At 61.6% G+C, this 20,307-nt stretch carries 25 protein-coding genes; 10 read left to right on the top strand and 15 right to left on the bottom strand.

Annotated elements, in window-relative coordinates; genetic code table 11:
- Positions 1–219: 219 nt before the first annotated feature.
- Complete coding sequence (locus NLN62_RS39030) at positions 220–591, bottom strand: hypothetical protein (RefSeq protein ID WP_084801713.1); 372 nt, start codon at positions 589–591, stop codon at positions 220–222.
- A gap of 289 nt (positions 592–880) precedes the next feature.
- Between NLN62_RS39030 and NLN62_RS39025 the strand changes: the two genes are divergently transcribed.
- Together NLN62_RS39025 and NLN62_RS39020 are read left to right on the top strand one after the other, a co-directional pair.
- Positions 881–1,396, top strand: coding sequence for an MOSC domain-containing protein (locus tag NLN62_RS39025; RefSeq protein ID WP_254112246.1), 516 nt, complete (start codon positions 881–883; stop codon positions 1,394–1,396).
- A gap of 498 nt (positions 1,397–1,894) precedes the next feature.
- Positions 1,895–2,239 carry a hypothetical protein gene (locus NLN62_RS39020; protein ID WP_254112245.1) on the top strand — a complete coding sequence of 115 codons (345 nt, stop codon included), beginning with the start codon at positions 1,895–1,897 and terminating at the stop codon, positions 2,237–2,239.
- A gap of 541 nt (positions 2,240–2,780) precedes the next feature.
- Here NLN62_RS39020 and NLN62_RS39015 read toward each other — a convergent pair.
- The 3 genes from NLN62_RS39015 to NLN62_RS53075 form a co-directional block, all read right to left on the bottom strand.
- Positions 2,781–2,927, bottom strand: coding sequence for a hypothetical protein (locus NLN62_RS39015; protein WP_254112244.1), 147 nt, complete (start codon positions 2,925–2,927; stop codon positions 2,781–2,783).
- A gap of 34 nt (positions 2,928–2,961) precedes the next feature.
- A complete protein-coding gene (locus tag NLN62_RS39010; RefSeq protein WP_254112243.1) occupies positions 2,962–3,354 on the bottom strand; it encodes a hypothetical protein in 393 nt (130 codons plus the stop codon).
- A 428-nt stretch (positions 3,355–3,782) separates the two neighbouring features.
- Positions 3,783–3,917, bottom strand: coding sequence for a hypothetical protein (locus NLN62_RS53075; RefSeq protein ID WP_256576041.1), 135 nt, complete (start codon positions 3,915–3,917; stop codon positions 3,783–3,785).
- A gap of 362 nt (positions 3,918–4,279) precedes the next feature.
- Here NLN62_RS53075 and NLN62_RS39005 point away from each other — a divergent pair, with 362 nt between their 5' ends.
- The 3 genes from NLN62_RS39005 (at position 4,280) to NLN62_RS53070 (ending at position 6,047) form a co-directional block, all read left to right on the top strand.
- Positions 4,280–4,783, top strand: a complete 504-nt coding sequence (locus NLN62_RS39005; protein WP_254112242.1) for an isoprenylcysteine carboxylmethyltransferase family protein — start codon at positions 4,280–4,282, stop codon at positions 4,781–4,783.
- 199 nt (positions 4,784–4,982) lie between these two features.
- On the top strand, positions 4,983–5,711 hold the full coding sequence (locus tag NLN62_RS39000) for an IS110 family transposase (RefSeq protein ID WP_256576040.1): 729 nt from the start codon (positions 4,983–4,985) through the stop codon (positions 5,709–5,711).
- Positions 5,712–5,915: 204 nt separating this feature from the next.
- Positions 5,916–6,047: a hypothetical protein gene (locus tag NLN62_RS53070; protein ID WP_256375283.1), complete on the top strand. Its 132-nt coding sequence runs from the start codon at positions 5,916–5,918 to the stop codon at positions 6,045–6,047.
- 1,793 nt (positions 6,048–7,840) lie between these two features.
- On the opposite strand, the gene NLN62_RS38990 is transcribed toward NLN62_RS53070, so the two are convergent.
- Positions 7,841–8,278 (bottom strand): PaaI family thioesterase, encoded by a 438-nt coding sequence (locus tag NLN62_RS38990; protein ID WP_035662806.1) that lies wholly within the window; start codon positions 8,276–8,278, stop codon positions 7,841–7,843.
- A 276-nt stretch (positions 8,279–8,554) separates the two neighbouring features.
- Between NLN62_RS38990 and NLN62_RS38985 the strand changes: the two genes are divergently transcribed.
- A complete protein-coding gene (locus NLN62_RS38985) occupies positions 8,555–9,961 on the top strand; it encodes an NAD(P)/FAD-dependent oxidoreductase (RefSeq protein ID WP_254112241.1) in 1,407 nt (468 codons plus the stop codon).
- Positions 9,962–10,291: 330 nt separating this feature from the next.
- Here NLN62_RS38985 and NLN62_RS38980 read toward each other — a convergent pair whose 3' ends face one another.
- The 7 genes from NLN62_RS38980 to NLN62_RS38950 all read right to left on the bottom strand — a co-directional run bounded on the left by NLN62_RS38980 (position 10,292) and on the right by NLN62_RS38950 (position 15,551).
- Complete coding sequence (locus tag NLN62_RS38980) at positions 10,292–10,996, bottom strand: GrlR family regulatory protein (RefSeq protein ID WP_254112240.1); 705 nt, start codon at positions 10,994–10,996, stop codon at positions 10,292–10,294.
- Positions 10,997–11,245: 249 nt separating this feature from the next.
- Positions 11,246–11,395 (bottom strand): hypothetical protein, encoded by a 150-nt coding sequence (locus NLN62_RS38975; protein WP_007609497.1) that lies wholly within the window; start codon positions 11,393–11,395, stop codon positions 11,246–11,248.
- Positions 11,396–11,449: 54 nt separating this feature from the next.
- Positions 11,450–11,920, bottom strand: a complete 471-nt coding sequence (locus tag NLN62_RS38970) for a hypothetical protein (RefSeq protein WP_254112239.1) — start codon at positions 11,918–11,920, stop codon at positions 11,450–11,452.
- Between the two features lie 139 nt (positions 11,921–12,059).
- Positions 12,060–12,881, bottom strand: a complete 822-nt coding sequence (locus NLN62_RS38965; protein ID WP_027523932.1) for a tetratricopeptide repeat protein — start codon at positions 12,879–12,881, stop codon at positions 12,060–12,062.
- A 32-nt stretch (positions 12,882–12,913) separates the two neighbouring features.
- Positions 12,914–13,600 (bottom strand): substrate-binding domain-containing protein, encoded by a 687-nt coding sequence (locus NLN62_RS38960; protein ID WP_254112238.1) that lies wholly within the window; start codon positions 13,598–13,600, stop codon positions 12,914–12,916.
- 16 nt (positions 13,601–13,616) lie between these two features.
- On the bottom strand, positions 13,617–14,315 hold the full coding sequence (locus tag NLN62_RS38955) for a GrlR family regulatory protein (RefSeq protein WP_254112237.1): 699 nt from the start codon (positions 14,313–14,315) through the stop codon (positions 13,617–13,619).
- Between the two features lie 201 nt (positions 14,316–14,516).
- Positions 14,517–15,551: a glutamine synthetase beta-grasp domain-containing protein gene (locus NLN62_RS38950; RefSeq protein WP_027523929.1), complete on the bottom strand. Its 1,035-nt coding sequence runs from the start codon at positions 15,549–15,551 to the stop codon at positions 14,517–14,519.
- Positions 15,552–16,087: 536 nt separating this feature from the next.
- On the opposite strand from NLN62_RS38950, the gene NLN62_RS38945 reads away from it, so the two are divergent.
- Positions 16,088–16,291 (top strand): DUF2735 domain-containing protein, encoded by a 204-nt coding sequence (locus tag NLN62_RS38945; RefSeq protein WP_254112236.1) that lies wholly within the window; start codon positions 16,088–16,090, stop codon positions 16,289–16,291.
- Between the two features lie 113 nt (positions 16,292–16,404).
- On the opposite strand, the gene NLN62_RS38940 is transcribed toward NLN62_RS38945, so the two are convergent.
- Positions 16,405–16,713: an MliC family protein gene (locus NLN62_RS38940; protein WP_254112235.1), complete on the bottom strand. Its 309-nt coding sequence runs from the start codon at positions 16,711–16,713 to the stop codon at positions 16,405–16,407.
- 84 nt (positions 16,714–16,797) lie between these two features.
- Here NLN62_RS38940 and NLN62_RS38935 point away from each other — a divergent pair, with 84 nt between their 5' ends.
- On the top strand, positions 16,798–17,541 hold the full coding sequence (locus NLN62_RS38935; protein WP_254112234.1) for a tyrosine-protein phosphatase: 744 nt from the start codon (positions 16,798–16,800) through the stop codon (positions 17,539–17,541).
- A 15-nt stretch (positions 17,542–17,556) separates the two neighbouring features.
- Here the strand turns inward: NLN62_RS38935 and NLN62_RS38930 are convergent, their stop codons facing one another.
- Positions 17,557–18,276, bottom strand: coding sequence for an SGNH/GDSL hydrolase family protein (locus NLN62_RS38930; protein WP_027523925.1), 720 nt, complete (start codon positions 18,274–18,276; stop codon positions 17,557–17,559).
- A 117-nt stretch (positions 18,277–18,393) separates the two neighbouring features.
- On the opposite strand from NLN62_RS38930, the gene NLN62_RS38925 reads away from it, so the two are divergent.
- Positions 18,394–19,074, top strand: coding sequence for an SDR family oxidoreductase (locus NLN62_RS38925; protein WP_254112233.1), 681 nt, complete (start codon positions 18,394–18,396; stop codon positions 19,072–19,074).
- Here the strand turns inward: NLN62_RS38925 and NLN62_RS38920 are convergent.
- Positions 19,071–19,418, bottom strand: a complete 348-nt coding sequence (locus NLN62_RS38920; RefSeq protein WP_254112232.1) for a GrlR family regulatory protein — start codon at positions 19,416–19,418, stop codon at positions 19,071–19,073. The genes NLN62_RS38925 and NLN62_RS38920 overlap by 4 nt on opposite strands.
- Positions 19,419–19,545: 127 nt before the next feature.
- Here NLN62_RS38920 and NLN62_RS38915 point away from each other — a divergent pair, with 127 nt between their 5' ends.
- On the top strand, positions 19,546–20,232 hold the full coding sequence (locus NLN62_RS38915) for a DUF2161 domain-containing phosphodiesterase (RefSeq protein ID WP_254112231.1): 687 nt from the start codon (positions 19,546–19,548) through the stop codon (positions 20,230–20,232).
- The last annotated feature ends 75 nt before the right edge of the window (positions 20,233–20,307 follow it).

Raw genomic sequence — 20,307 nt, 5'->3', positions numbered from 1 at the left:
CAAGGCGCCAGGGCGAGTACTCATAAACGTCGACTTCCGAGGGTAAAGCGGAAGTCGCCCCGCTTGGTCGTCATCGACGGCTTGTGGAGCGAAAGCGGACATAGAATAGTACATCGCACCGGCCAGTTATGCGCCAATGGCGGTGGGCAGCGAGAACGTGCCTATCGATCGTGATGTTGGTGAGCGTCTCGCCGCAGAAGCAGCGCGCAATGCCGCCGATCAGGTCACGCAGCGGCCGGGCGGCAGAATCCTCGCGACTTCCGTGAGCACGCTGACCATGGGCTCGCAGGCGAGTGTCGGCTTGCTGCTTTGATTCCGCGTTGGCTTGGTGACGCGGGTCTGCGCAGACGGAAGGCGCAGCAGGACCGAGGTATCGGCGAGATCGTTCGGGCGCAGGGAAACCGTTTCCATCGGAACTGCAAGCCGCTTGAGGTCGCCGAGGCGATCTGTCTTGCTGGCGCGGTTGACGACGTCGCTTGGCCGTTCGGCCTGCCAGCGGTCTACGAGGTCGTGACCTGAAGCGAACTGCACAGCGCCGACTGTCAATGTGATCGCGACAGCGCCTAAGAGAGCTTTACGAAGCTGTGACATTCTGTCCCTCGCTCGATGGCGATTTGTCGCCATCTACGCAGCGCCCTTGGCCCGTCGTCTTCCCTAATTGCCGAAGATTTCACCTTGGCTTCGTGAAAGCCGGAAAATGGTTTCATCCCTGTTTCGTCGCATCGAAGGAGGTCGTGGTTCCGGCCGGTACGTCTGCGCGGGTCCTCCACAGGCAGCAGCGCGCCGGGAAGGAGACAACCCGACGCGCCGGTGCCGCATACCTATTTTCTCTGCGCTGGTGGCGGCTGCGCGTAAGCTACTGTTCTGAGGGGACGTTGCGATGCTGGACAAGACCACCGACGGACCGGCGAAGACATCTGTCAAACTCGGATGGACCAGCGTAGCCCGCTTCATCCACATCACTTCGCGCGCGTTTCTGCCAATGCGCTCTGTGTCCGAGGTTACTTTGATCGCTGGCAAAGGCATTGAGGGCGATCGCTACTTGATGAAGGAAGGGTTTTATTCACCCCTTCGCAAGGAGGGCGACCAGATCACCTTGTTCGAGTTTGAGACGCTGATTGCACTCAAGCACGAGGCCGGGATCGAACTCGGCCCAGAGGAGCACCGGCGCAACGTGACAGTCGAGGGCGTTCCGCTAAACCACCTTGTGGGCGGTCGCTTCTGGCTCGGCGAGACAATGTTGGAAGGGGCCGGGCTTGTGGACCCGTGTGGGCACGTCGAGAAAATCACCGGCAAGAAGATCTCCAAACACCTGATCAATCGCGGTGGGCTGTACTGCAAGATTATGCGGGACGGCCTTGTCAGGGTCAGCGACGCCGTGCGTGGAGTTCAATGATCTTTGTTGCCTTTCTGGGAGCTAGATCGTGCTGTCACGATGGCGCGTGCGAATGTTGTGACTGCGGAGGCAACGCCGCTGGCCGAGCGTTCAAGGTTCGACGATGCAGTTCTGAGGCGCGATGGCGTTGATGCTCGGGCCTCCGCCTGCCGGAGGTCATCTTCGGTCGCGAGTGGAAGCTCTTGGGGCGGCGGCGCGACAACGGACTGGGCGTTCATCGCTAATGGCGGCGGCGCGCCCAGATGGCGTGCCCTGCGACAGCACCTTACCCTTTAGCAGCCTCGGCAGATCGAGAGATTGGGCTTCAGTTTCTCAATTTCTTCTTGATCGCCCAGCGACTGTATCGCCGATGGTCTCTCGGCAACGTCGGCCTTTTGCCTGACCTTGGACTTTTTTGGGCGAGGTCTAATGGGCAGCGGCTCGCCTGTCTCCTCGCCATCGTCGATACCTACGGTAAAGCCATCGGGACCGGGCTCCCGTGCCGGAGACAGCTTGCCCATGCGCGACCTGGGCAAAATATCGTCGATGGCCGGCGTGGGCGAAATGTTCTCGATGGCCGGTGCCGGCGCGTCTTTGTCATTGGCAGGCGGTGGCGAGTTCTTGGCGGCTGCGGATCGTGGCGAACCTTTGGCGGTCGCTGTTCGCGCTGGAGCGTCGTCGGTCGCCATTGGTGGAGAAACGTTTTTGGTGGCCGGTGGCGGCGAACCTTTGGCGGTCGCCGATGGCGGCGAGGCAAGGATAACGGGCGGCGGATACATCGGGACTTCTGGCGCCATTGTCGGCGGAGGTGTCGAACCTTTGGCTGTCGCCCGGGTGCTGCACATATTGAGACCGCCCCAGTGACACGTAGCCGCTGGTGGCGAACCTTGGTCGGTCGCCAAGGGCGGCGGGGCCAGCGAGGTTTGACATCGAGCGCCGCCATGCAGCCAAAAACTGACAAACAACGAACCGAGGCCAAATAATGCAGCGCTTTTCAATCGCATTCTGCAATCCGCTTCGCTGTTGAAATCACAGACACCTTAGCTGCGCGCAATCTGGACTACTCACATCGCGATCAAAAGGTGACCAAAATAGGGAGGATGCACTGGAAACGATGCGGGTTACTGGCATCCTGAAGCATGCCTGATCATGCGCGGCAGATACTATCCGTCGATCCTGGAGTCGGCGCGCAAGCTCCGCCAGAAGCAATTCGTGCTGGACGGCGAAGCGGAACACACAGCGCCACCGCGAAATCACAAGGGGGGCGGGTCCCCGCCCCGGCCAGCCGGGATCGAGTGCGATCAGGTACTGGTACAGGTTACTGACGCTTATTTTCTTGACCCCACCTAATTGCTACGACTTTTCCTCGGCTGGGCGCGATCCAGCGCCACAGTAGCGGCAGCTCTCACTCCAGAACCTCGTACTCGAACGCGATGCCCTCGGGGTCGTTCTCCTCGAACCATTTCTCGGCGGCATCCACATTGGTGAACACCTTGATGTGCTCCTTGTCGCCGACCTGGTTGGCGGCGTTGACGTAGACGAAGACGGTCATAGTTCTCGCTCCATCGCCGGATGGCTGCGGTTCTTCACCTTGATCCAGTGCTTCTGTCGCCCGCCCCGGTAAGGCCGGTCATCTCGCTGCGCTCGAACGGGGCAACGGTGATCCCGTCCGGCCTGTGTGCCAACAGTGTCTCCAGTTTGGTCTTGCGCAGATGCAGCGGCAAATCGCGCAGATCGTCGCCGCCGATGGCCAGAACATCGAAGGCGTAGAGTTGGACCTCGTGATCGTGCTTGCGGGAGTGCAGCGCATTGAAGTCGGAAATGCGGTCAACGCCGAGGATCACGACCTCGCCGTCGATGACGAAGTGCCTCTGCCGGTTCTTCAGCGCGGCTTCGGCGATCCACGGATAACGTTTCGTCCAGTCGCTGCCGTTGCGGGACAGCAGGCGCACGCGCGCGTTCTCCCGGATCACCAGCATCCGGTAGCCGTCGTGTTTGACTTCGTGAAACCACTCCGGCCCCGAGGGGACCTGCTTCCCGGCGGTCGCCAGGCAAAGCTGAAAGGCGCTACGCATGAGCGGAAGATAGGCACTCCGGCGGAAAACGCGAATCGGCCCAAAGGGCTAGCAGCCCCGGCAACCGGCTGGAGGCTTGGTTAGGCCGAGGCTGCTAGTGGCACTGGTCACGCAAACCATTGCCTACTCACGGCCCCTGCGCATTATCGCATGTGAATCCAGCGCCTCTCGGAAACGAGTAGCGTGCGGGCATGGACAATGACTGGTCGTTCATCGTGTCTGTCACCTCGCTGTCCGTGCTAACGGCGGCACTGATGGCGCTCGCGCTACTCTTCATTTGACCGAACCATCACACCTCATCGTGCGTTCTTCATCCTTGATCCAGTAACGTATTACCGCTCGCCGATTGCGGAGTGCGCGGCGCGGACATGAGCGCCGACCGTGGCGTTTGTGATCGCATCGCCACAGAAGCAGCGCGCCGTTCCGTCGAGCCTCTGCGTCGGCAGCGGCATCGCAAGTTCGTGCATCCGATCCTTCCAGGCGGTCCCGTCGCGCTTCTCACGCCAGGCGTCGTAATCCGCTGCCGCTCGGATAGGCCATCATGACCTAACCCCCTCGCCTCCAGATCGCGAGCCGGGTCTAAGTGCGGGATGCTGGGTAGTTTCCGACTACGATGCCTCTCAGTGACCCAGCGGAGTCCATGGGTGCGTTTGTGTGGATCGAGGCCCCCTAACTGGTGGAGGGAAAGGCTCCCGGCGGACTCCTGAGGGCTCTGGGAGCGGCTGCTGTAGAACTCGACGGCCGGCACAACTAATTGTGGAGCCACGTTCAACGCTCGAAGCAGAAAGTGATTTGCTGAGCTATTCTTGTCGGGTCGTAGGAGTACGCAATGTCGAAAGCGATTGCTATCTTGGGCTCCGCTCTGTTCTTCGTCATTGCGCCGTTGGTGCTGGCAGGCTTCGTCCCCTGGTGGGTCACGCAGTGGGAATTTCGGCCAGCTTTTTTCGGCGTCGATCTAACCCGCATCCTCGGCGGTATATTGATCATCGTCGGAGTGCCCGGACTTGTGGATTCATTTGCCCGTTTTGCGCTGGAGGGGCTGGGGACGCCCGCCCCGATCGCGCCGACACAAAAGCTCGTAGTGACTGGCCTTTATCGCTACGTGCGAAATCCGATCTACATCGCGGTCGTCGCAATCATTTTTGGTCAGGCCCTTTTGTTTGGTGACTGGCGTCTCCTCTGGTACGGCGCGCTACTCTGGCTGTTTTTTCATCTCTTTGTGGTGATGTACGAAGAACCGACGCTCAAGCAAACATTCGGCACGGAGTACGAGAGCTTTCGGACTAATGTGCCGCGCTGGATTCCGCGGTTGACGCCATGGCGAGCCGCATAAAGGAATCGCTGCAAGCGGCTCGATGCCGGCTGCAACAAGCAGTGCGAGACGGCGAAGCGTAGCAAGCCCGCCTAGCGGCCTCGCCCCGTGACTGCCTGGCTGAGTTCCGGTTTTGATGCTGTGGACGGCTCCTCCACGGGCACGAGAGTGCCAAGGAGTGGGCGCCGTTTGAGGCTCCCACGATTCGGAGGAGCAGCCTATGCAGTCAATTTCGACGATTGGTCCGGATATCGCGAAGTCGGTCTTTCAAGTGCATGGCGTCGATGGAACGGGTCAGGTGGTGATCCGCCGCCAGCTCAAGCGCCGTTTCGTGCTGTCCTTCTTTGAGAAGTTGTCGCCGTCCCTGGTAGGGATCGAGGCTTGCGCGTCATTCCATTATTGGTCCCGCGAACTGCAGGCGTTGGGGCATACGGTGCGGTTGATGCCTCCGGCCTATGTGAAGCCCTACGTCAAGCGGCAGAAGAACGACACCACCGATGCGGAGGCGATTTGCGAGGCGGTCACAAGACCCAACATGCGGTTCGTGCCGACCAAGACGGTCGAGCAACAGAGCGGCCTGATGCTGCATCGAGCGCGCCATCTCTTCATCCGCCAGCAGACTGCGGTCATCAATTCAATCCGCGCCTATCTTGCCGAATTCGGGATTGTCGCTCTCGTCGGGCGCCGGGGTGTCGAGCAATTGCTGGAAGTCGTCGCCGATACAGCCGACCGCCGGCTCCCAGAGGTGGCCCGCGCACGTCTTGCAGCTGTCGGCAGTCAATTGCGGGCGCTGAAGGCCCAAATCCTGGAGTTCGACCGACGCATCATCGTCTGGCATCGATCAAGCGCGACGGCCTGGTACGGTCCCGCTGAGATGACGCCGTACCTTATTCGATCCCCATCGAGGAAATGCAAAAAAAGCGATGCTGGATCGGCGCTGCCCAACTAGGTGACCCCAGAGTCGCTTGAACCATGCCACATGGCCCGACACTCCCCTACCGTCGGCGCGATGCATAGAGCCCACGCGTGGACGCAACGTGATAGTCTTTCTATCGGAGGGAACGAGATCCTTGACCTCGTGGCTCACATGCCCGGCGGAAGGATCCTCGATATCCTTCGGACTGATGATGCCTTGAACGCGTGGTTTGTCGTCATGACTATCCTTCTCGGGGTCGGCGCGCTGATCCTGTACAGATACGACGAGCGACGCTTCCTGATCTGGATCGCGTTCGTTTGGTTCGCGCCGGGCCCGCTCCTGCTCGGTTACAGGAGCGAGCACCTGTGACCTCGCAGCCGAGGTTGCAGTCTGCACGTTAGCGCTATGATGCAGACAACGACGCGCCGTTTCGATTTCGGCATCGCTGGCGCCGTGACTTCGTGCCCAGGTCTCAGCGGCCGCTTCCGAGTATTTGGCGACATAGAAACGGACAACGGCGCAAGAGACACCGGCTGTGGCCGTTTGGCTGAGCGCAATCAATGCTACAAAAGCCGGGATTGCTCGTCTCATCATCGCGATCCCCCGTGAACACTAACGCAGCAACTTCGAACGCCTCTGCCTTGGTTCCGCTCGACACTGGTCTTGGGATGAAGGTGCGCGGATCCCACGGCTCAGGAAAAAATGGCATCCATCCAGCTCCGCCGTCCAGTCGTTGGTAGAGAGCGCGGCGACAAATTCGATCCGAACGTTTACAAGTTATCTATAGAATCGCGCCAATGATGCATTGATTTTGCGCGAGTGATTCCCACGAAAATTCATTCGAACAAGCACTAAGGTTTAACAACCATTCTCCCGGAAGCATCTTGCAACGCGTGCAGGTTTCGGCCTTTAGAGTTTAGTGTCGAAGCACCGCGACCGCCCTCCTATTGGGGCGAACGGTCGAAGCACCGGGTGACGGTAAAGAACCGGAAGCATCCGGCCATGGCGAGGGTAATGATACGTTTGCTTAATGTCCGCTGTTGGCGACAGCGGACGTTGAGCAGCCCTGCCGAAATGTCGACTGATGGCCCATCGCGTCATTTCGCGGCGATGCGGAAGCTGGTTCGCTATCGGGGGCCTAGCGGACATTGAGCAGGACGCACGGCAGTCTCGACTTACGAGAACGCATCATCCCTGGTGGGCCCCGGAAGCTTCCTCTTCAGCAGCGAGGCCGCCAGATGGCTACGGACCCGCTGAGGCAGTCTCCGGAGGTGCAGGCTGCTCCGCTCGCTCCCACTGCGCCGCAAGCTGCTTGATTTGCTCGAAACCAAGGATCGACTGCGACAGCTGGCCTTTTCGGACTATTGTCGCCACATCGCGATCTTCGGGCAGCATCGCCATCGCTCTCGCGACTGCAGAGCGCAGTCTCATCACTCCGTGGTTGGCCAAGACAACAATCTCTTCGGGGTCTAAGACTGCGGGCATTGTCCGTCCCCATGCTGGCCGCAAGCGAGCAACCAGCCGCTGATAATTTTCCACTTGTCTCGCCCCCTCGCTTGGAATTTCAGGAGCGGGGAGCGCTTGTCCTCTAGTTCGCAAAAGAACCTCAACGTATCGCGGGCGGTGGCTGCCCCGCGATCGATCGAATGAGTCTGAAGCCAACGCCGCCATTCGCGAGTAATCAGCAGTTTGCGTTGGATATGGTAAGTCGACGCGCGTCTTCGCCCCATGAGGCAGGTCCCCCGAAGGTCTTCGGTTAGTCGCGCTGGCTTTGTTAGAGTGCTCTATTCGAGAGCGTTGGATAGGCATCCAGACGGTACCGGGCATCCGCCGTGCCGGTGGCACCATCGAACCCGCGATATGAAGGAGAGACCTTAAGGCTTTCTAAATCGGGATATGACGCTTTTGTTCGCAGTCTGAAGTGCCTTCGTTTGGTTGCTTCATCGCAGGCGCCGCTGGACCACAATGCGTGTCGGACTGCTGCGGCACATGAGTCCGGTGATGGCCGATCAGCGACGTGGTTGCGCGCCTCGTTGAAGTCCGGACGGCGGTGTATAGCGGACCCGAGCTGCTCATATTGAGTTCTTCGCATGTTGACCGGAGCAGATCTGGATCGATCTAAAAGCTCTCTCAGACCGATTGTTTGGCGCGGGCGTCAACGGCTAACGGGGATGAGTGTCACCCTCATGCTTCGGCACCACTCGAAACGTGGCGTTTGCCCGAGCGATTATACTGTCGTCGGCCTTGATTAGGCTTTGCGCGAAGCAGACCGTTCTGCCGGTTTTGATCACCTCGCTGTCCACAGCGAGCCATTGCCCGATCTGGGCGATGCCAGTGAAGTCGACCGCAAGAGTGATCGTCGCTAGCGACGATGCCCAGCCAATCGCCTGTGCGCAACTATACCCCATCGCGTTGTCAGCAAGCGCTGAGATCAGCCCGCCATGAACGTTGCCACGCGCGTTGGTGTGCGGCTTGGCTAGCCGTAATCCGATGATCACGGCTTTATCCGTCCGCTTCGAATAGAGCGGTTCCCAAGGATCGGTGAAAGGGCTCTTGCGGAAGTGAGGCTCGAAACCTTCGGGAATACCGATACTGTTCATGGTCATGCGAGAGCTCCGTTGTTGGCGAAGACCTGTGCCATTCGCAGACGATCCGCTCAAGAAACAATCGTACCTGGGGTTTGGCATTCAAGTCCGCCCAAGAAAGGCGGTTTCCACGAAGGTGAGCTGACGAGGGCTTTGAACCTCCGGTTCTCCATATAGACCTATGTCTTGAGTCGGTCCTGCCCGCGTGATTGGCGGTCGTTGTCGTTTCGCCGCGGGAAACGATGAGGATTCCGTCCGCTTCCACGTCGGCCGACCTCTAGGGAGAGAGGGATGAGCAAAATCCTGTTTTGCGGTGGAGGCGTGATTGGATTATGCGCAGCGATGATGCTTGGTCGCGACGGCCACCACGTCACAGTCCTGGAGGCTGACCCGACAGGTCAACCCATGGCATCTGCCGAGGGATGGGATTCGTGGGAACGCCCCGGAGTTGCCCAATTCAGGCAACCTCATAACCTCAGTTCGCGATTTCGGATGATCAGCGATCAAGAATTGCCGGGCTTGACGGATGATCTGCTTCGAGCCGGCTGCGTTTGGGTGGACTATCTCGACAGCCAATCTCTTCCCAGATCCATAACGGACCGGACACCGCGTCCGGGCGACGAGACCATACGCTTCGTCACTGGTCGGAGACCCATCGTAGAGTGGGCCGTGGCTGCAATGGCGCAAGCCGCGCCTAACGTGAGGATCCGTCGGGGGACCAAGGTTCGCGAATTGATTACGGGCGCTTCGGCGATCCCTGGTGTGCCGCACGTTGCAGGGGTACGTACGACGTCTGGCGAAGAAATTCGCGCCGATCTGGTAATCGACGCCATGGGACGGCGAAGCCCGGCTTGCGATTGGATCGTCAGCGCGGGAGCCCGCAGCCCGATCGAGGAAGCCGAAGACAGCAACTTCGCTTATTTTACGCGATATTTCTCCGGGCAGCAGCGGCCCCGTAGGATGGGTCGCGCGCTCACGCCGATGGGCTTGTTCTCGATCCTTACCTTGGACGGGGACAATGATACTTGGTCAATTACCTTGTATACCTCGGCGAAGAACAAGGCGATGCGAGCCTTGCGTGATACGGCGACATTCCATCGCGTCGTCTCCGCGTGCCCGCGGCAAGCCCATTGGCTCGATGGCGAGCCAATAACACCCGTCCTTCTGATGGCGGGGGTTATCGACCGGTACCGACGGTTTGTCGTCGATGGTCAGCCCGTCATCACCGGATTCGCCGCTGTAGGTGATGCATGGGCATGTACCAACCCATCCGCAGGAAGGGGCTTGAGCGTCGGCCTTCTGCATGCACAGGTGCTCCGTAATGTTGCCCGCCGACACATCGACGACCCCGGAGCGTTCTCCCGGGAATACGACGCTGAGACCGAAAGGCAAGTCGGACCGTTCTATCGAAATCAGATCGCCGCGGACCGCGCGCGGATCGCTGAAATGAGCGCACTGGAAGAGGGCATGCCGGTCCCCGCACCCAACCCAGTCATGGCCAAGCTTCTTTTTGCATCATCCCAAGACGCAGACGTCCTCCGTGGCATCATTGAAATCGCGATGTGCCTTGCGCTGCCTCAGGAAGTCATCGCTAGACCGCATATAGCCGCAAAACTCGCCGAATTGGACGGTCATCAATTGCCGCAAGACCCCAGCCTCATCGATCGACATCGGATGGCCGCGCTACTGGATGGCTGAACTGAACGAAGCCCGACCATCATTCCTGCGCGTGGCATCGTGAGCAGGACTCGGCAAGAAACGAACAATCAGTTCCTCTGCCAACCGCGTCTGATCAAGCGCGGGACTGTCGGCTCATGGCCAAGGCCGACATGCAGGCGCATCGGCTTCAACGTCGCCTTCAAACCGCAAAGCGGACACGACGAATTTATGAGTGCACGCCCTTAAGCGCGATGAGATTAGTCTGAATCGTCATCGCGCTTTAGGTTGTTGTTTGAGCATGATCTCCACGCAAACGCGTTCCGCGTTTGTCGCGAGGGAAAACCGTTTCACACTTTTCCGGATCATGCCTTAGGCCCGCCGCATCAGCTTGAGCGAAGCCGCAAGGCGCAGGCTGCGCTTGCCCGCGAGCGCGATGCCTTCGAGCTCACCGCTGTCCGCGGTGCAGCTCCCTGAAAAACCGATGCCGACCTCGTAACCGCCGAAGACGGGATTCTCGCCCTTCGCCGGCGTATGCTCCTGGTTGACGATTTCGCCCTTCCATCGGCCATCCGCTGAGGAGTAGGACCCGAGATAATAGAAGAACGCGTCGCCACCGAGGATGCGGCCGTCCATCAGCAGCATCACGCCCGAGAGCCCGGCATCGACCCCGTCGAGCGCGCGCAAATGGATCGCATAGAGCCCGTTTGCGATGCCGCCTGCTCCGACGATGCCCCGCGGCGGCAACGCATCGTCATCGAGCCGCGTCAGCTCGGCCCAGAACATCGCGCCCGGCACCGGAGCGGCTTCGCCCTCGAAACGGATGCCATTGCCGGTGGTCCGGCCGCGCACGCTGATGGCGGCGACATCGGTGCCCATCAGCGGCTTGTAGTAGGGATCGTTGTTGTGACGCTCGGTGATCACCTCCCCGATGATCTCGCCGCCACGCTCGTCATAGGTGCCGAGATGCGCGAAGGCGGAATTACCGCCCAGCAGCTTGCCGTTGTGCATGCACATGATGCTGCGGCCGAACGCGTCGTTGACGCCGTATTCGACCTTGTAGAGCCCGTTCAGCAACGAAGGAAATCCCGGAAAGCGATTTCTACTCGCGGGTTATCTAGCACCGCCGCCTCGCCGAGGCCATCCGGCTTTTCCGCGCAGGCCGCTCCGTTGGAGAGGCGCTTTCCGCTCCGATGATGCCATCATGCCTCTGACTTGCCCGACGCGTCAACAGATTTCGCTAAATCCGCATTCCGCCAGCGTTGTGCCGGCTACTTTGCATGGGGTTGTTTTCGATCTTTTTGTTGCCCGGTCCGGGACGGCATTCTAGTGCCGCTTGAAATACTGCACCTCGCGCTCGTGCTTCTCGGCCGCCGCGCGGCTCTTGAACGTTCCGAGGTTGCGGCGCTTGCCGGTCTTCGGGTTCACCTTGCGTGAGTAGAGCCGGTATTCGCCGGACGCCAATTTGCGGATCATGTCGCGACTCCTGTTCGTTCAGGTCTCAACGACGGGGGCGCGAACGAGGTTCCGTCACGGCCTGCCCTGCGGCGAGAACTGCTGATTTCCGTAGGGTCGCTGATCGGTCGGAACTCTCATCACCACAAAACTGCGGTTCATGGACCGATGACAGGAATTGCAGCCCTCGGTCAGATCACCGACGGCCTTCGCGAATTTGCGGCCGTCCTTCGCGGAGATCGCATCCGACGCTGATTGCAACGGCGCTTCCAGCGTCGTGACGTTGCTGACGGGAATGCCGGAGTAGAGCAACGCGGCCTCGACCAGGCTGGCCTTCAGCTGGCGCAGCTCATAGGCGGCGAGCTCCCAGTTCTGCGCTTTGCCGGCCAACCAGAGCTTTTGATGCCGCGTCTGTGCCGCGCCCATGATGTCGCCGAGCCGCGGCACATAGTCGCCAGCGGTTGGAGACTTCAGGTCCTGCGCCATTGCCGGCACCACCGAAGTGCCCATCAACGCCAAGGCCAGCGCCCAGCTTCGCCGTCGCATTTGCTAACTCCATTGTTCTTCTTGCGGCAGCGGTCGGCGCGACCGGCCGCCTTGCGGCACAGCCTATCGTGGCGTGTCGTCGCATTTCGTTGCGCTCGATCAACCTTGCGGGATTGCACGCGTCACACGCGTGCCGCGATCAGAAGCACAGAGTGGTGACGAGCTGGCCCTGCTTGTTCTTGATCGCATAGGGACAGCGGATCCGCTCCAGCGCCTTCTTGGCGTCTTCATCGCCGAGCGCGGCGGCGCGCTCATAATAGGCCTTCGCGGCGGTCGCATCCTTCGGACCGCCGCGACCTTCCTGTGCGAACGCGCCCATCCGCTCCAGCGCGCCCGGATGGTTTTGCGCGGCCGCCTTCTCGAACAGAGCGCGCGCCGCAACATCGTCCTTTTGACCGCCATCGCCGCTCGCGAGCATCAGGCCAAGCTGATATTGCGCCTCCGCGTTGGTCTCGGCGGCCTTGCCGAGCAGTTCGCGCGCCCGCGCCGGATCGGCCGGAGCTGCCCCGGGCGAACCGCCAAGCGCGGCAAGATTGCTGACGCCGCGGGGATTGCCGGCCTGCGCCGCCTTCTCGAACAGCTTTCGCGCCTGCGCCTCGTCCCTGGCGACGCCTGCGCCGGTGCCGTAGAGCACGCCAAGCTCGACCATTGCCGCGCTCGAGCCCTTGTCGGCCGCCTTGCGCCACGCTGCCATCGCCTCCCCCGCCTGACGATTGGCGGCGTAGGCGCGCCCGAGCTCGTACATCGCGCGGCGCGAGCCGCCTGCGGCCGTCTTGCAGAACTTGATCGCAGTCGCGATGTCGGCGCTCGCGACCTCGGCCACCCCCTTCACGTCGGCCGGCTTATCCGGATCGCTGGGATCGGCCGCCAGCCGATCACACAGCACGAGATCGGCCGATTGCGCATGTGCGGCGAGCGGTGCCGCGAACGTCAGGAAAAAGGCGCAGAGAGCTTTCCGCATGGCCAGAAGGTTGCGTCCGGGCGTTGGCGAATTCAAGGCTCGAGGCCCGACTGCCGCAGCACGGGCGCAACCTCGGGCGAGGCCAGATAGCGCAACAGCCGATCGGCGGCCTCAGCATTTTTCGCGCTCGCCATGCGGCCGGCCGAGAACAGCGCCGGCGTCTGCAGGTCGAGCGGGATCGGCCCGACCACTTCGATGCCTTCGACCTGCTTCAACTCGCTGATCTGCTGCACGGCGAGATCGGCCTCGCCACTGACCAGCCGTTGCGCGGTAAAGCCCTGCTGCACGATGGTCGCCCTGGCGGTGATCTCAGCCGCAATGCCCATTCGTCCGATCAGCTCGGCAAAGTAGATCCCGCTCGCGCCCAGCCGCGAATAGGCGACGGATCGCGCCGCAAGCAGCGTCTTGCGCAAGGCGCTTTCACTGAAAATGTCAGGATGCGCCTCGCCTGCCCGCACGGCGATGCCGACATAGGAGCGCGCGAGGTCAGCCGCGCTGTCCGCCACCACGCGGCCCTCGGCGATGACCTCGTCGAGGCCTTCACGCGTCAGGATCACGAGATCGGCGGCCTCCCCATCCCGCAAACGCTTGAGCAGCGCCTGGGTCGGCGCGAAGTCGGCGTCGATGTGGACACCGGTCCCGGCTTCGTAAGCGGCGGACAGGCTGCGCATCGCCCCCATCAGGCCGAGCGTCGAGAGCATGCGAACGGTGTTTTCCATGGTCCCCGTCGATCAATCAGGCGCGATGCATCAGCTTCAGCGTCGCGGTCAGCCGCAGGCTGCGTTTACCGGCGAGCGCCGTCGCTTCGAGCACCGCCTGCTCGTCGTCATAGGTGCCGGAGAAGCCGATGCCGACCTCATGGCCGCCGAACACCGGGTTTTCATCGCGGGCCGGCGTGTGCTCCTGGTTCAGGATCTGGCCCTTCCAGCGGCCGTTCGCAGCCGTGTAGCTGCCGAGATAGTAGAACGAGGCATCGCCGCCGAGGATGCGCCCCTGGTTGAGCAGCATGACGCCGGTGAGGCCCCCTTCGATGCCGTCCAGCATCCGCAGATGGATCGAATAGAGGCCATTGGCGATGCCGCCCTCCCCGACGCCGCCGGCGATCTCGTCCTCCCTGATCGGCATCATCACCGACTGGAAGGGCACGCCTGGCAATTCCTTCAGCTCGCCCTTGAAACGGAAGAGATCGCCGTCCGGCCAGCCCTTCGCTATCAGGGTCGCATCATCAGTGCCGGCCATCGCGCGATAATTCGGATCGGGATTATGGCGCACGGTCTTGATGACGATCGCGACCTCCTCGCCCGTCTTCTCATAAGTGCCGATATGGGCAAAGGCCGAGTTGCCGCCCAGCATCTTGCCGCCGCCGACATGCATGACGCTGCGGCCAACAGCTTCGCCGAGCTGAAACCGTACCTTGTAGAAACCTTCCAACACCAGCCGTGTCCCCGGCCTGCGCGCATCCGAGGCGCCAGTCTATCCCGCTTTCGGCCGTGACAGACAAGTTTCGTGCACCCGGACCCAACGCTCGATATCGCCAACTGTCATCGAAATGCATAAATCCGCCGAAGCCTCTCGGCCTCGGCGGATTTGAGAGCCAACCCGGACCAAGCCCCCAAGGTCCGGGCCGGAAGGATTTTAGGCGGCCGCCTTCTTGTCGGTCGGCACGGACGAGATCGTCTTCAGGATCTGCGAAGCGATCTGGTATGGGTCGCCCTGCGAGTTCGGACGACGGTCTTCCAGATAGCCCTTGTAGCCGTTGTTGACGAAAGAGTGCGGAACGCGGATCGAAGCACCGCGGTCGGCCACGCCATAGCTGAACTTGTTCCAGGGCGCGGTCTCGTGCTTGCCGGTCAGACGCTTGTCGTTGTCCGGACCGTAGACGGCGATGTGGTCCATGAGGTTCTTATCGAAGGCCGCCATCAGCGCCTCGAAATACTCCTTACCGCCGACCGTACGCATGTACTCGGTCGAGAAGTTGGCGTGCATGCCGGAGCCGTTCCAGTCGGTATCGCCGAGCGGCTTGCAGTGGAACTCGATGTCGATGCCGTACTTCTCGGTCAGGCGCAGCATCAGGTAGCGGGCCATCCACATTTCGTCAGCGGCCTTCTTGGAGCCTTTGCCGAAAATCTGGAATTCCCACTGGCCCTTCGCGACTTCCGCGTTGATGCCTTCATGGTTGATGCCGGCCGCGAGGCAGAGGTCGAGATGCTCTTCCACGATCTTGCGCGCGACGTCGCCGACGTTCGAGAAGCCGACGCCGGTGTAGTACGGGCCCTGCGGCGCCGGATAGCCGGACGACGGGAAGCCGAGCGGACGGCCGTCCTTGTAGAAGAAATACTCCTGCTCGAAGCCGAACCAGGCGCCGGCGTCGTCGAGGATGGTGGCGCGCTTGTTGGACGCATGCGGGGTCTTGCCGTCGGGCATCATGACTTCGCACATCACGAGCACGCCGTTGGTGCGGGCGCCATCCGGGAACACCGCGACCGGCTTCAGCACGCAATCGGAGCTGTGGCCTTCGGCCTGCTGGGTGGAGGAGCCATCGAAGCCCCAGAGCGGAAGCTGCTCGAGCGTCGGGAACGACGCGAATTCCTTGATCTGAGTTTTGCCGCGCAAATTCGGAGTCGGCGTATATCCGTCGAGCCAGATGTACTCGAGCTTGTACTTGGTCATTGAGCCTCTCTGTAGATGATGCGAAAGGTGGGGACCAGTGGCCCCCGCACGTTGTACCCGGCCACCATCGGCCGGCGCTTAACAAGCATTTCGCGTGCCAAAACGCCGCACTGCGGGAGGTTTTCCACCGCCAGCCGTCAGGCTGCAAACCTCGGCGGCGATTCACGGATGCGTGCGTCAAAGCAGCGCACCTTTACGTTACCGCGCACCGTAAAAAACTGCAGAAAACGCCCGATTTGACAGCATGTGCCGCGCTGCACCCGGCCACCGGCTAAAGCAGCGCCAATTGCCCGCAATTTTCGCGAAGCCCTTGGCCATCTCCTCGCAACCTTCGCAATGGCCCACGCGTTCATCACACGGAACCTGCCTTGCAGGGTGCAGACGCGCCACTGCCTACAAATTAGGCCAATAATGATGTCGTTTTCGGCACTTTGCATTTCGACAAGCAGGGCCAATATGGGGTGACCCAGTAACCATAAGCGAACGAGTCGGGCGCACCATGGAGGTCAAGCGCTCCGGCTGAAGGAGATACCGCAATGATGAACAGTAACTTGGGCCAAGGGTCGGCTACGATCTACCAATTCCCCGTCGGGGGCCGTGCGGCTCTCGGCGGTCGCCGCTACGGCGAGGCCGGTCTGCCGGCCGATCACGTCTCTTCTCCCGTCGTCGAGACGATCTGCAGCGGCAGCTGGTATCACCAGGAGGCGATCGAGGAAGCCAAGCCGAAATGGGATCGCTGATGCCTGCGCTGCCTTCGGTACCGCCCCGCGCTCGCAAGCGTCCGGCGGAAGTTTGAAAAAGGGTCGAAACGAAATCGTTTCGGCCCTTTTTGATTCGTGTTTGATTCTTGCGCTCAGCTCAGTTCGCAGGCTGTGACCGGCCGCTTCAGATGCTTGACCGTGGTACCGGTCTTGCCGATCTTGAGTGTGATCCCGGCGCCCGAGTAACGCGCCCCCGACAGCGTCGGTCGCTTGGCGAGCGGAATGGCACCACCATCGATCTGCATGAAGGCGCGCTTGTCGTCCGCGTAGAATGCCACGATGAACTGCGTACCGTCAGCGCAACGGTAGCCCTGAAACGTCTGCGCGTTCGCACCGGTCGCAAGGAAGGTTCCGCCTGCCGAGACGGCGACAGCCAAAATAATGGCCTTGTGCCGGTCCATGTTCGTCCCCTGTAGTAGAGCTCAAGTATATCGCGCACGAGCCGGGCGACCGATTCTGCCGGCAACATAGCCCAGGCTGATCTTATGTCAGACTCCCCTGCCCGCCACCTCGCCTTGCAAGGCGCCAGCAATTTTCGAGACCTCGGCGGTTATCCCACCGCCGACGGCCGGCAGACGCGTTGGCGGCGCCTCTTCCGCTCCAATCATCTTGGCCTGCTGACCGAGGCCGATGTCGAGATCGTCCGCGGCCTGGGTGTGAGAAGCGCGTTTGATTTCCGCGGCGTCGAGGAGCGCGCCGACGCGCTATGCGGTGTGCGCGAGATCACCACGCATTCGCTGCCGATCGAGCCGACAGTTGTAGCAGCGCTCAGGGCGCAGATGGCCGAGGGCACGTTGACCGCGCCCGTTGCGCTCGAGATCATGCGCGAGTCCTACCGCAACTATGTTCGCCACAACACGCACAGTTTTCGCGCGCTGTTCAGTCATCTCCTGGAGGACCGCGCGCCACTCGTCATCCACTGTACCGCCGGCAAGGACCGCACCGGCTTTGCCTGCGCGCTGATCCTTCATGCGCTCGGCGTGCCCGAGGAGACCATCGCGGAAGACTATCTGCTGACGAATCGGTTCTACCGCCGCGATGCGTCGGCGGCATCTGAATTGCCGCAGGACGTCCGCGACGCGATCGGTTCAGTGGAGGCCTCCTATCTCGAGGCCGGCTTCGAAGCCGTGCGCGCTGACTATGGCGATCTCGAAACCTATTTGCGCGACGGCCTTAGGCTCGGCACCGCCGAGCGCATCGCACTGAAGGAGCGCTATCTGCAAGCGTGAGCCACAGCGGCCCTCTCAAGCCATCAGCCCGGTCGCCTTGATGATGGCGTTCTTGAGGGCGAAAGAGATCTGCTGAGTGCTCCAGTCGCCCTGATGCAGCTTGTCAGGATCGCTCGTGTCTATCAATTGCTCGAACGACACGTTGTCCTGCACGTGCCAATGCCGCATGAGCGCCCAGCGCTGAAACAGACTGACCTCGGCCTCATTGGCCGCATCGCGGATCAGCCGGACCATCTTGTCCGAGAGCTCGGCTCGATCATCCCAGAGCATCTTCGTCGTATACTGCGGATCAATCACCAGAACCTCGAAGCCGCGAGCGCGCAATTGCGCCAGGCCCTTCCTGATGTTCCCGGCAACGACGTCCACGTCGTATATGTCGTTGTGAAAGACCGCGTTCGTTCCAACCTGCCAGATGACCAGTGCCGGATCATCATGGAAAATATCGGTGTCGAAGCGTCCGAGTTCTTCGTTTGCCTCTTCTCCGCCCCTGCCCCGATTGAGCACGTCAATCCGGATGTCCGGCCGGTGGACAACATCCTTGAAGTATTGTCGCAGATACATCTCGAGCCGATAAGGATACGGGACGACATCGCCTCGTCCGGCAGTCGAGGATGATCCCATGGCCACGATGCGCACCTGGCCCTTCCCGTCCAACGCCTGCCGAAGCCGCATCAGCGGGTATTTTAGGTCGACGATCGCTGCGGGAAACTCGATGGCCGGCAAATTGTCAGACATGAAACAACCTCCTCCACGATCTAACGTTGCATCTAAGCCAGTCTTGAAGCCGCCGTCATTGCAAGTCCAATTCGCTCGGCGCAATAGTCGGCGGGAACTAAACCGACGGAGAGCATCGTGCAGGGAAAAGTCATTGTCGTGACCGGTGCGCTCGGGGCGCTGGGCAAGGTGGTGGCGGGGACGGCGCTGGCGCGCGGAGCGCGCGTCGCCGGCATCGATTACGCACCTTCGCAGGCGCCCGCGACAGCGCAGCATATCGAGCTCGGCGGCGTCGATCTCTCGGACGAGGCGCAGGCGAAGACGGCGGTCTCGGCGGCGGCAAAACATTTCGGCCGCCTCGATGCATTGATCAACATCGCCGGCGGCTTTGCCTTCGAGACCGTCGCCGACGGCGACATCAAGACCTGGCAGCGCATGTATGCGCTGAACGTGCTGACTGCGCTCAACACCTCGCGCGCAGCGCTCTCCTATCTCGCGGCCTCGAAGGCCGGGCGCATCGTCAATGTCGGCGCCATGGGCGCGCTCCAGGCCGGCTCCGGCATGGGTCCCTACGCAGCCTCGAAGGCCGGCGTGCACCGCCTCACAGAGGCACTCGCCAACGAGTGGAAAGGCAAGGTCACAGTGAACGCGGTGCTGCCCTCGATCATCGATACCAAGGCCAACCGCGCCAGCATGCCGGATGCTGATTTTTCCAAATGGGTGCGACCTGAGGAACTTGCCGAGGTGATCCTGTTCCTCGCAAGCGACGCCGCAAGCGCCGTGACGGGCGCACTGATCCCGGTGAGCGGACGGGTTTAATCCGGCACCAGTAGCCGCAGATTGCCCTTGAAGCGGATGCTCTGCTTGCCGGCGAGCGCGATGCCTTCGCCACAGGCGGTCTCGTCGGCGTAGGTGCCGCTGAAGCCCATGGTCACGACCTTGCGGCCCCACACCGGCCGCTCGTCGAACGAGTGCGAATGCTCTTCGTTAGTCAACTCGCCCTTCCATTTGCCGTCGGCCGAGGTGTAGCTGCCGTAGGCGAAGAAAAAAGAATCGCCGCCCCGCATGGCGCCGTCGCGCAGCACCATGACGCCTTGATTGCCGCCCTGCACGCCATCCAGCATCTCGATCCGGATGTGATAGAGCCCGTTCCTGATTGTCATCTTCTGCAAAGCACCCGACTGTCCCGCTGGCAAGATAGCCGGCCCATCCACCCCCGATCAAATGGCGCGAGAAGCGCCTCAGATCCGGGCTAGACTGACCGCAACTGATTCTCCGACGGAACGGCCTTTGGAAACCGCGCTTTATCTGCCTGTCAAACGCTTTCTCGAAGAGCTCGGCTTCACCGTGAAGGGCGAGATCGGCGGCTGCGATCTCGTTGGTCTCAGCGCCGGCGATCCGCCGGTCGTGGTGATCGGCGAGCTCAAGCTCGCCTTCAATCTCGAGCTGATCTTGCAGGCGGTCGATCGCGCCCCGGCCGGCGATGAGATCTGGATCGCCGCAAAAATGTCCGCGCGCGGCAAGGGGCGCGAGAGCGATGCGCGCTATCGCAATCTTTGCCGCCGCCTCGGCTTCGGCATGCTTGGAGTCACCGAGCGCGGCCAGGTCGAGGTGCTGGTGAAGCCGCCGACCGCGGCGCCGCGCCGCGAGCCGAAGAAGCGCTCGCGACTCGTCGCCGAACATCAGCGCCGCCACGGCGATCCAGTCCTCGGCGGCAGCACGCGCGCGCCGATCATGACTGCCTATCGCCAGCAGGCGCTGGCCTGTGCCTCGGCACTCGCCGACGGCCCACGGGCGGTGCGCGATCTGCGCGCGCGGTGTCCTGATGCCGGCAAGATCCTGCTGCACAACGTCTATGGCTGGTTCGCACGGGCCGAGCGGGGAATCTACGGATTGACCGACGCCGGACATGCAGCACTTAAACGCTGGCCGCAGCCGAAGATCGCGCTCGACGCCGGTCAGCCGTCACCGCCCTGACATGGGATCAATGCAAGAGGCGAATAACTGAGATGCCACACCAAATTCATATTGCAATGCAACATAGGCGGCACT

This window comes from Bradyrhizobium sp. CCGUVB23, from assembly GCF_024199885.1.
Classification (GTDB): Bacteria; Pseudomonadota; Alphaproteobacteria; order Rhizobiales; family Xanthobacteraceae; genus Bradyrhizobium.
The sequence above is the reverse complement of the archived record's forward strand: the minus strand, read 5'-3'. Positions and strand labels throughout refer to the sequence as shown.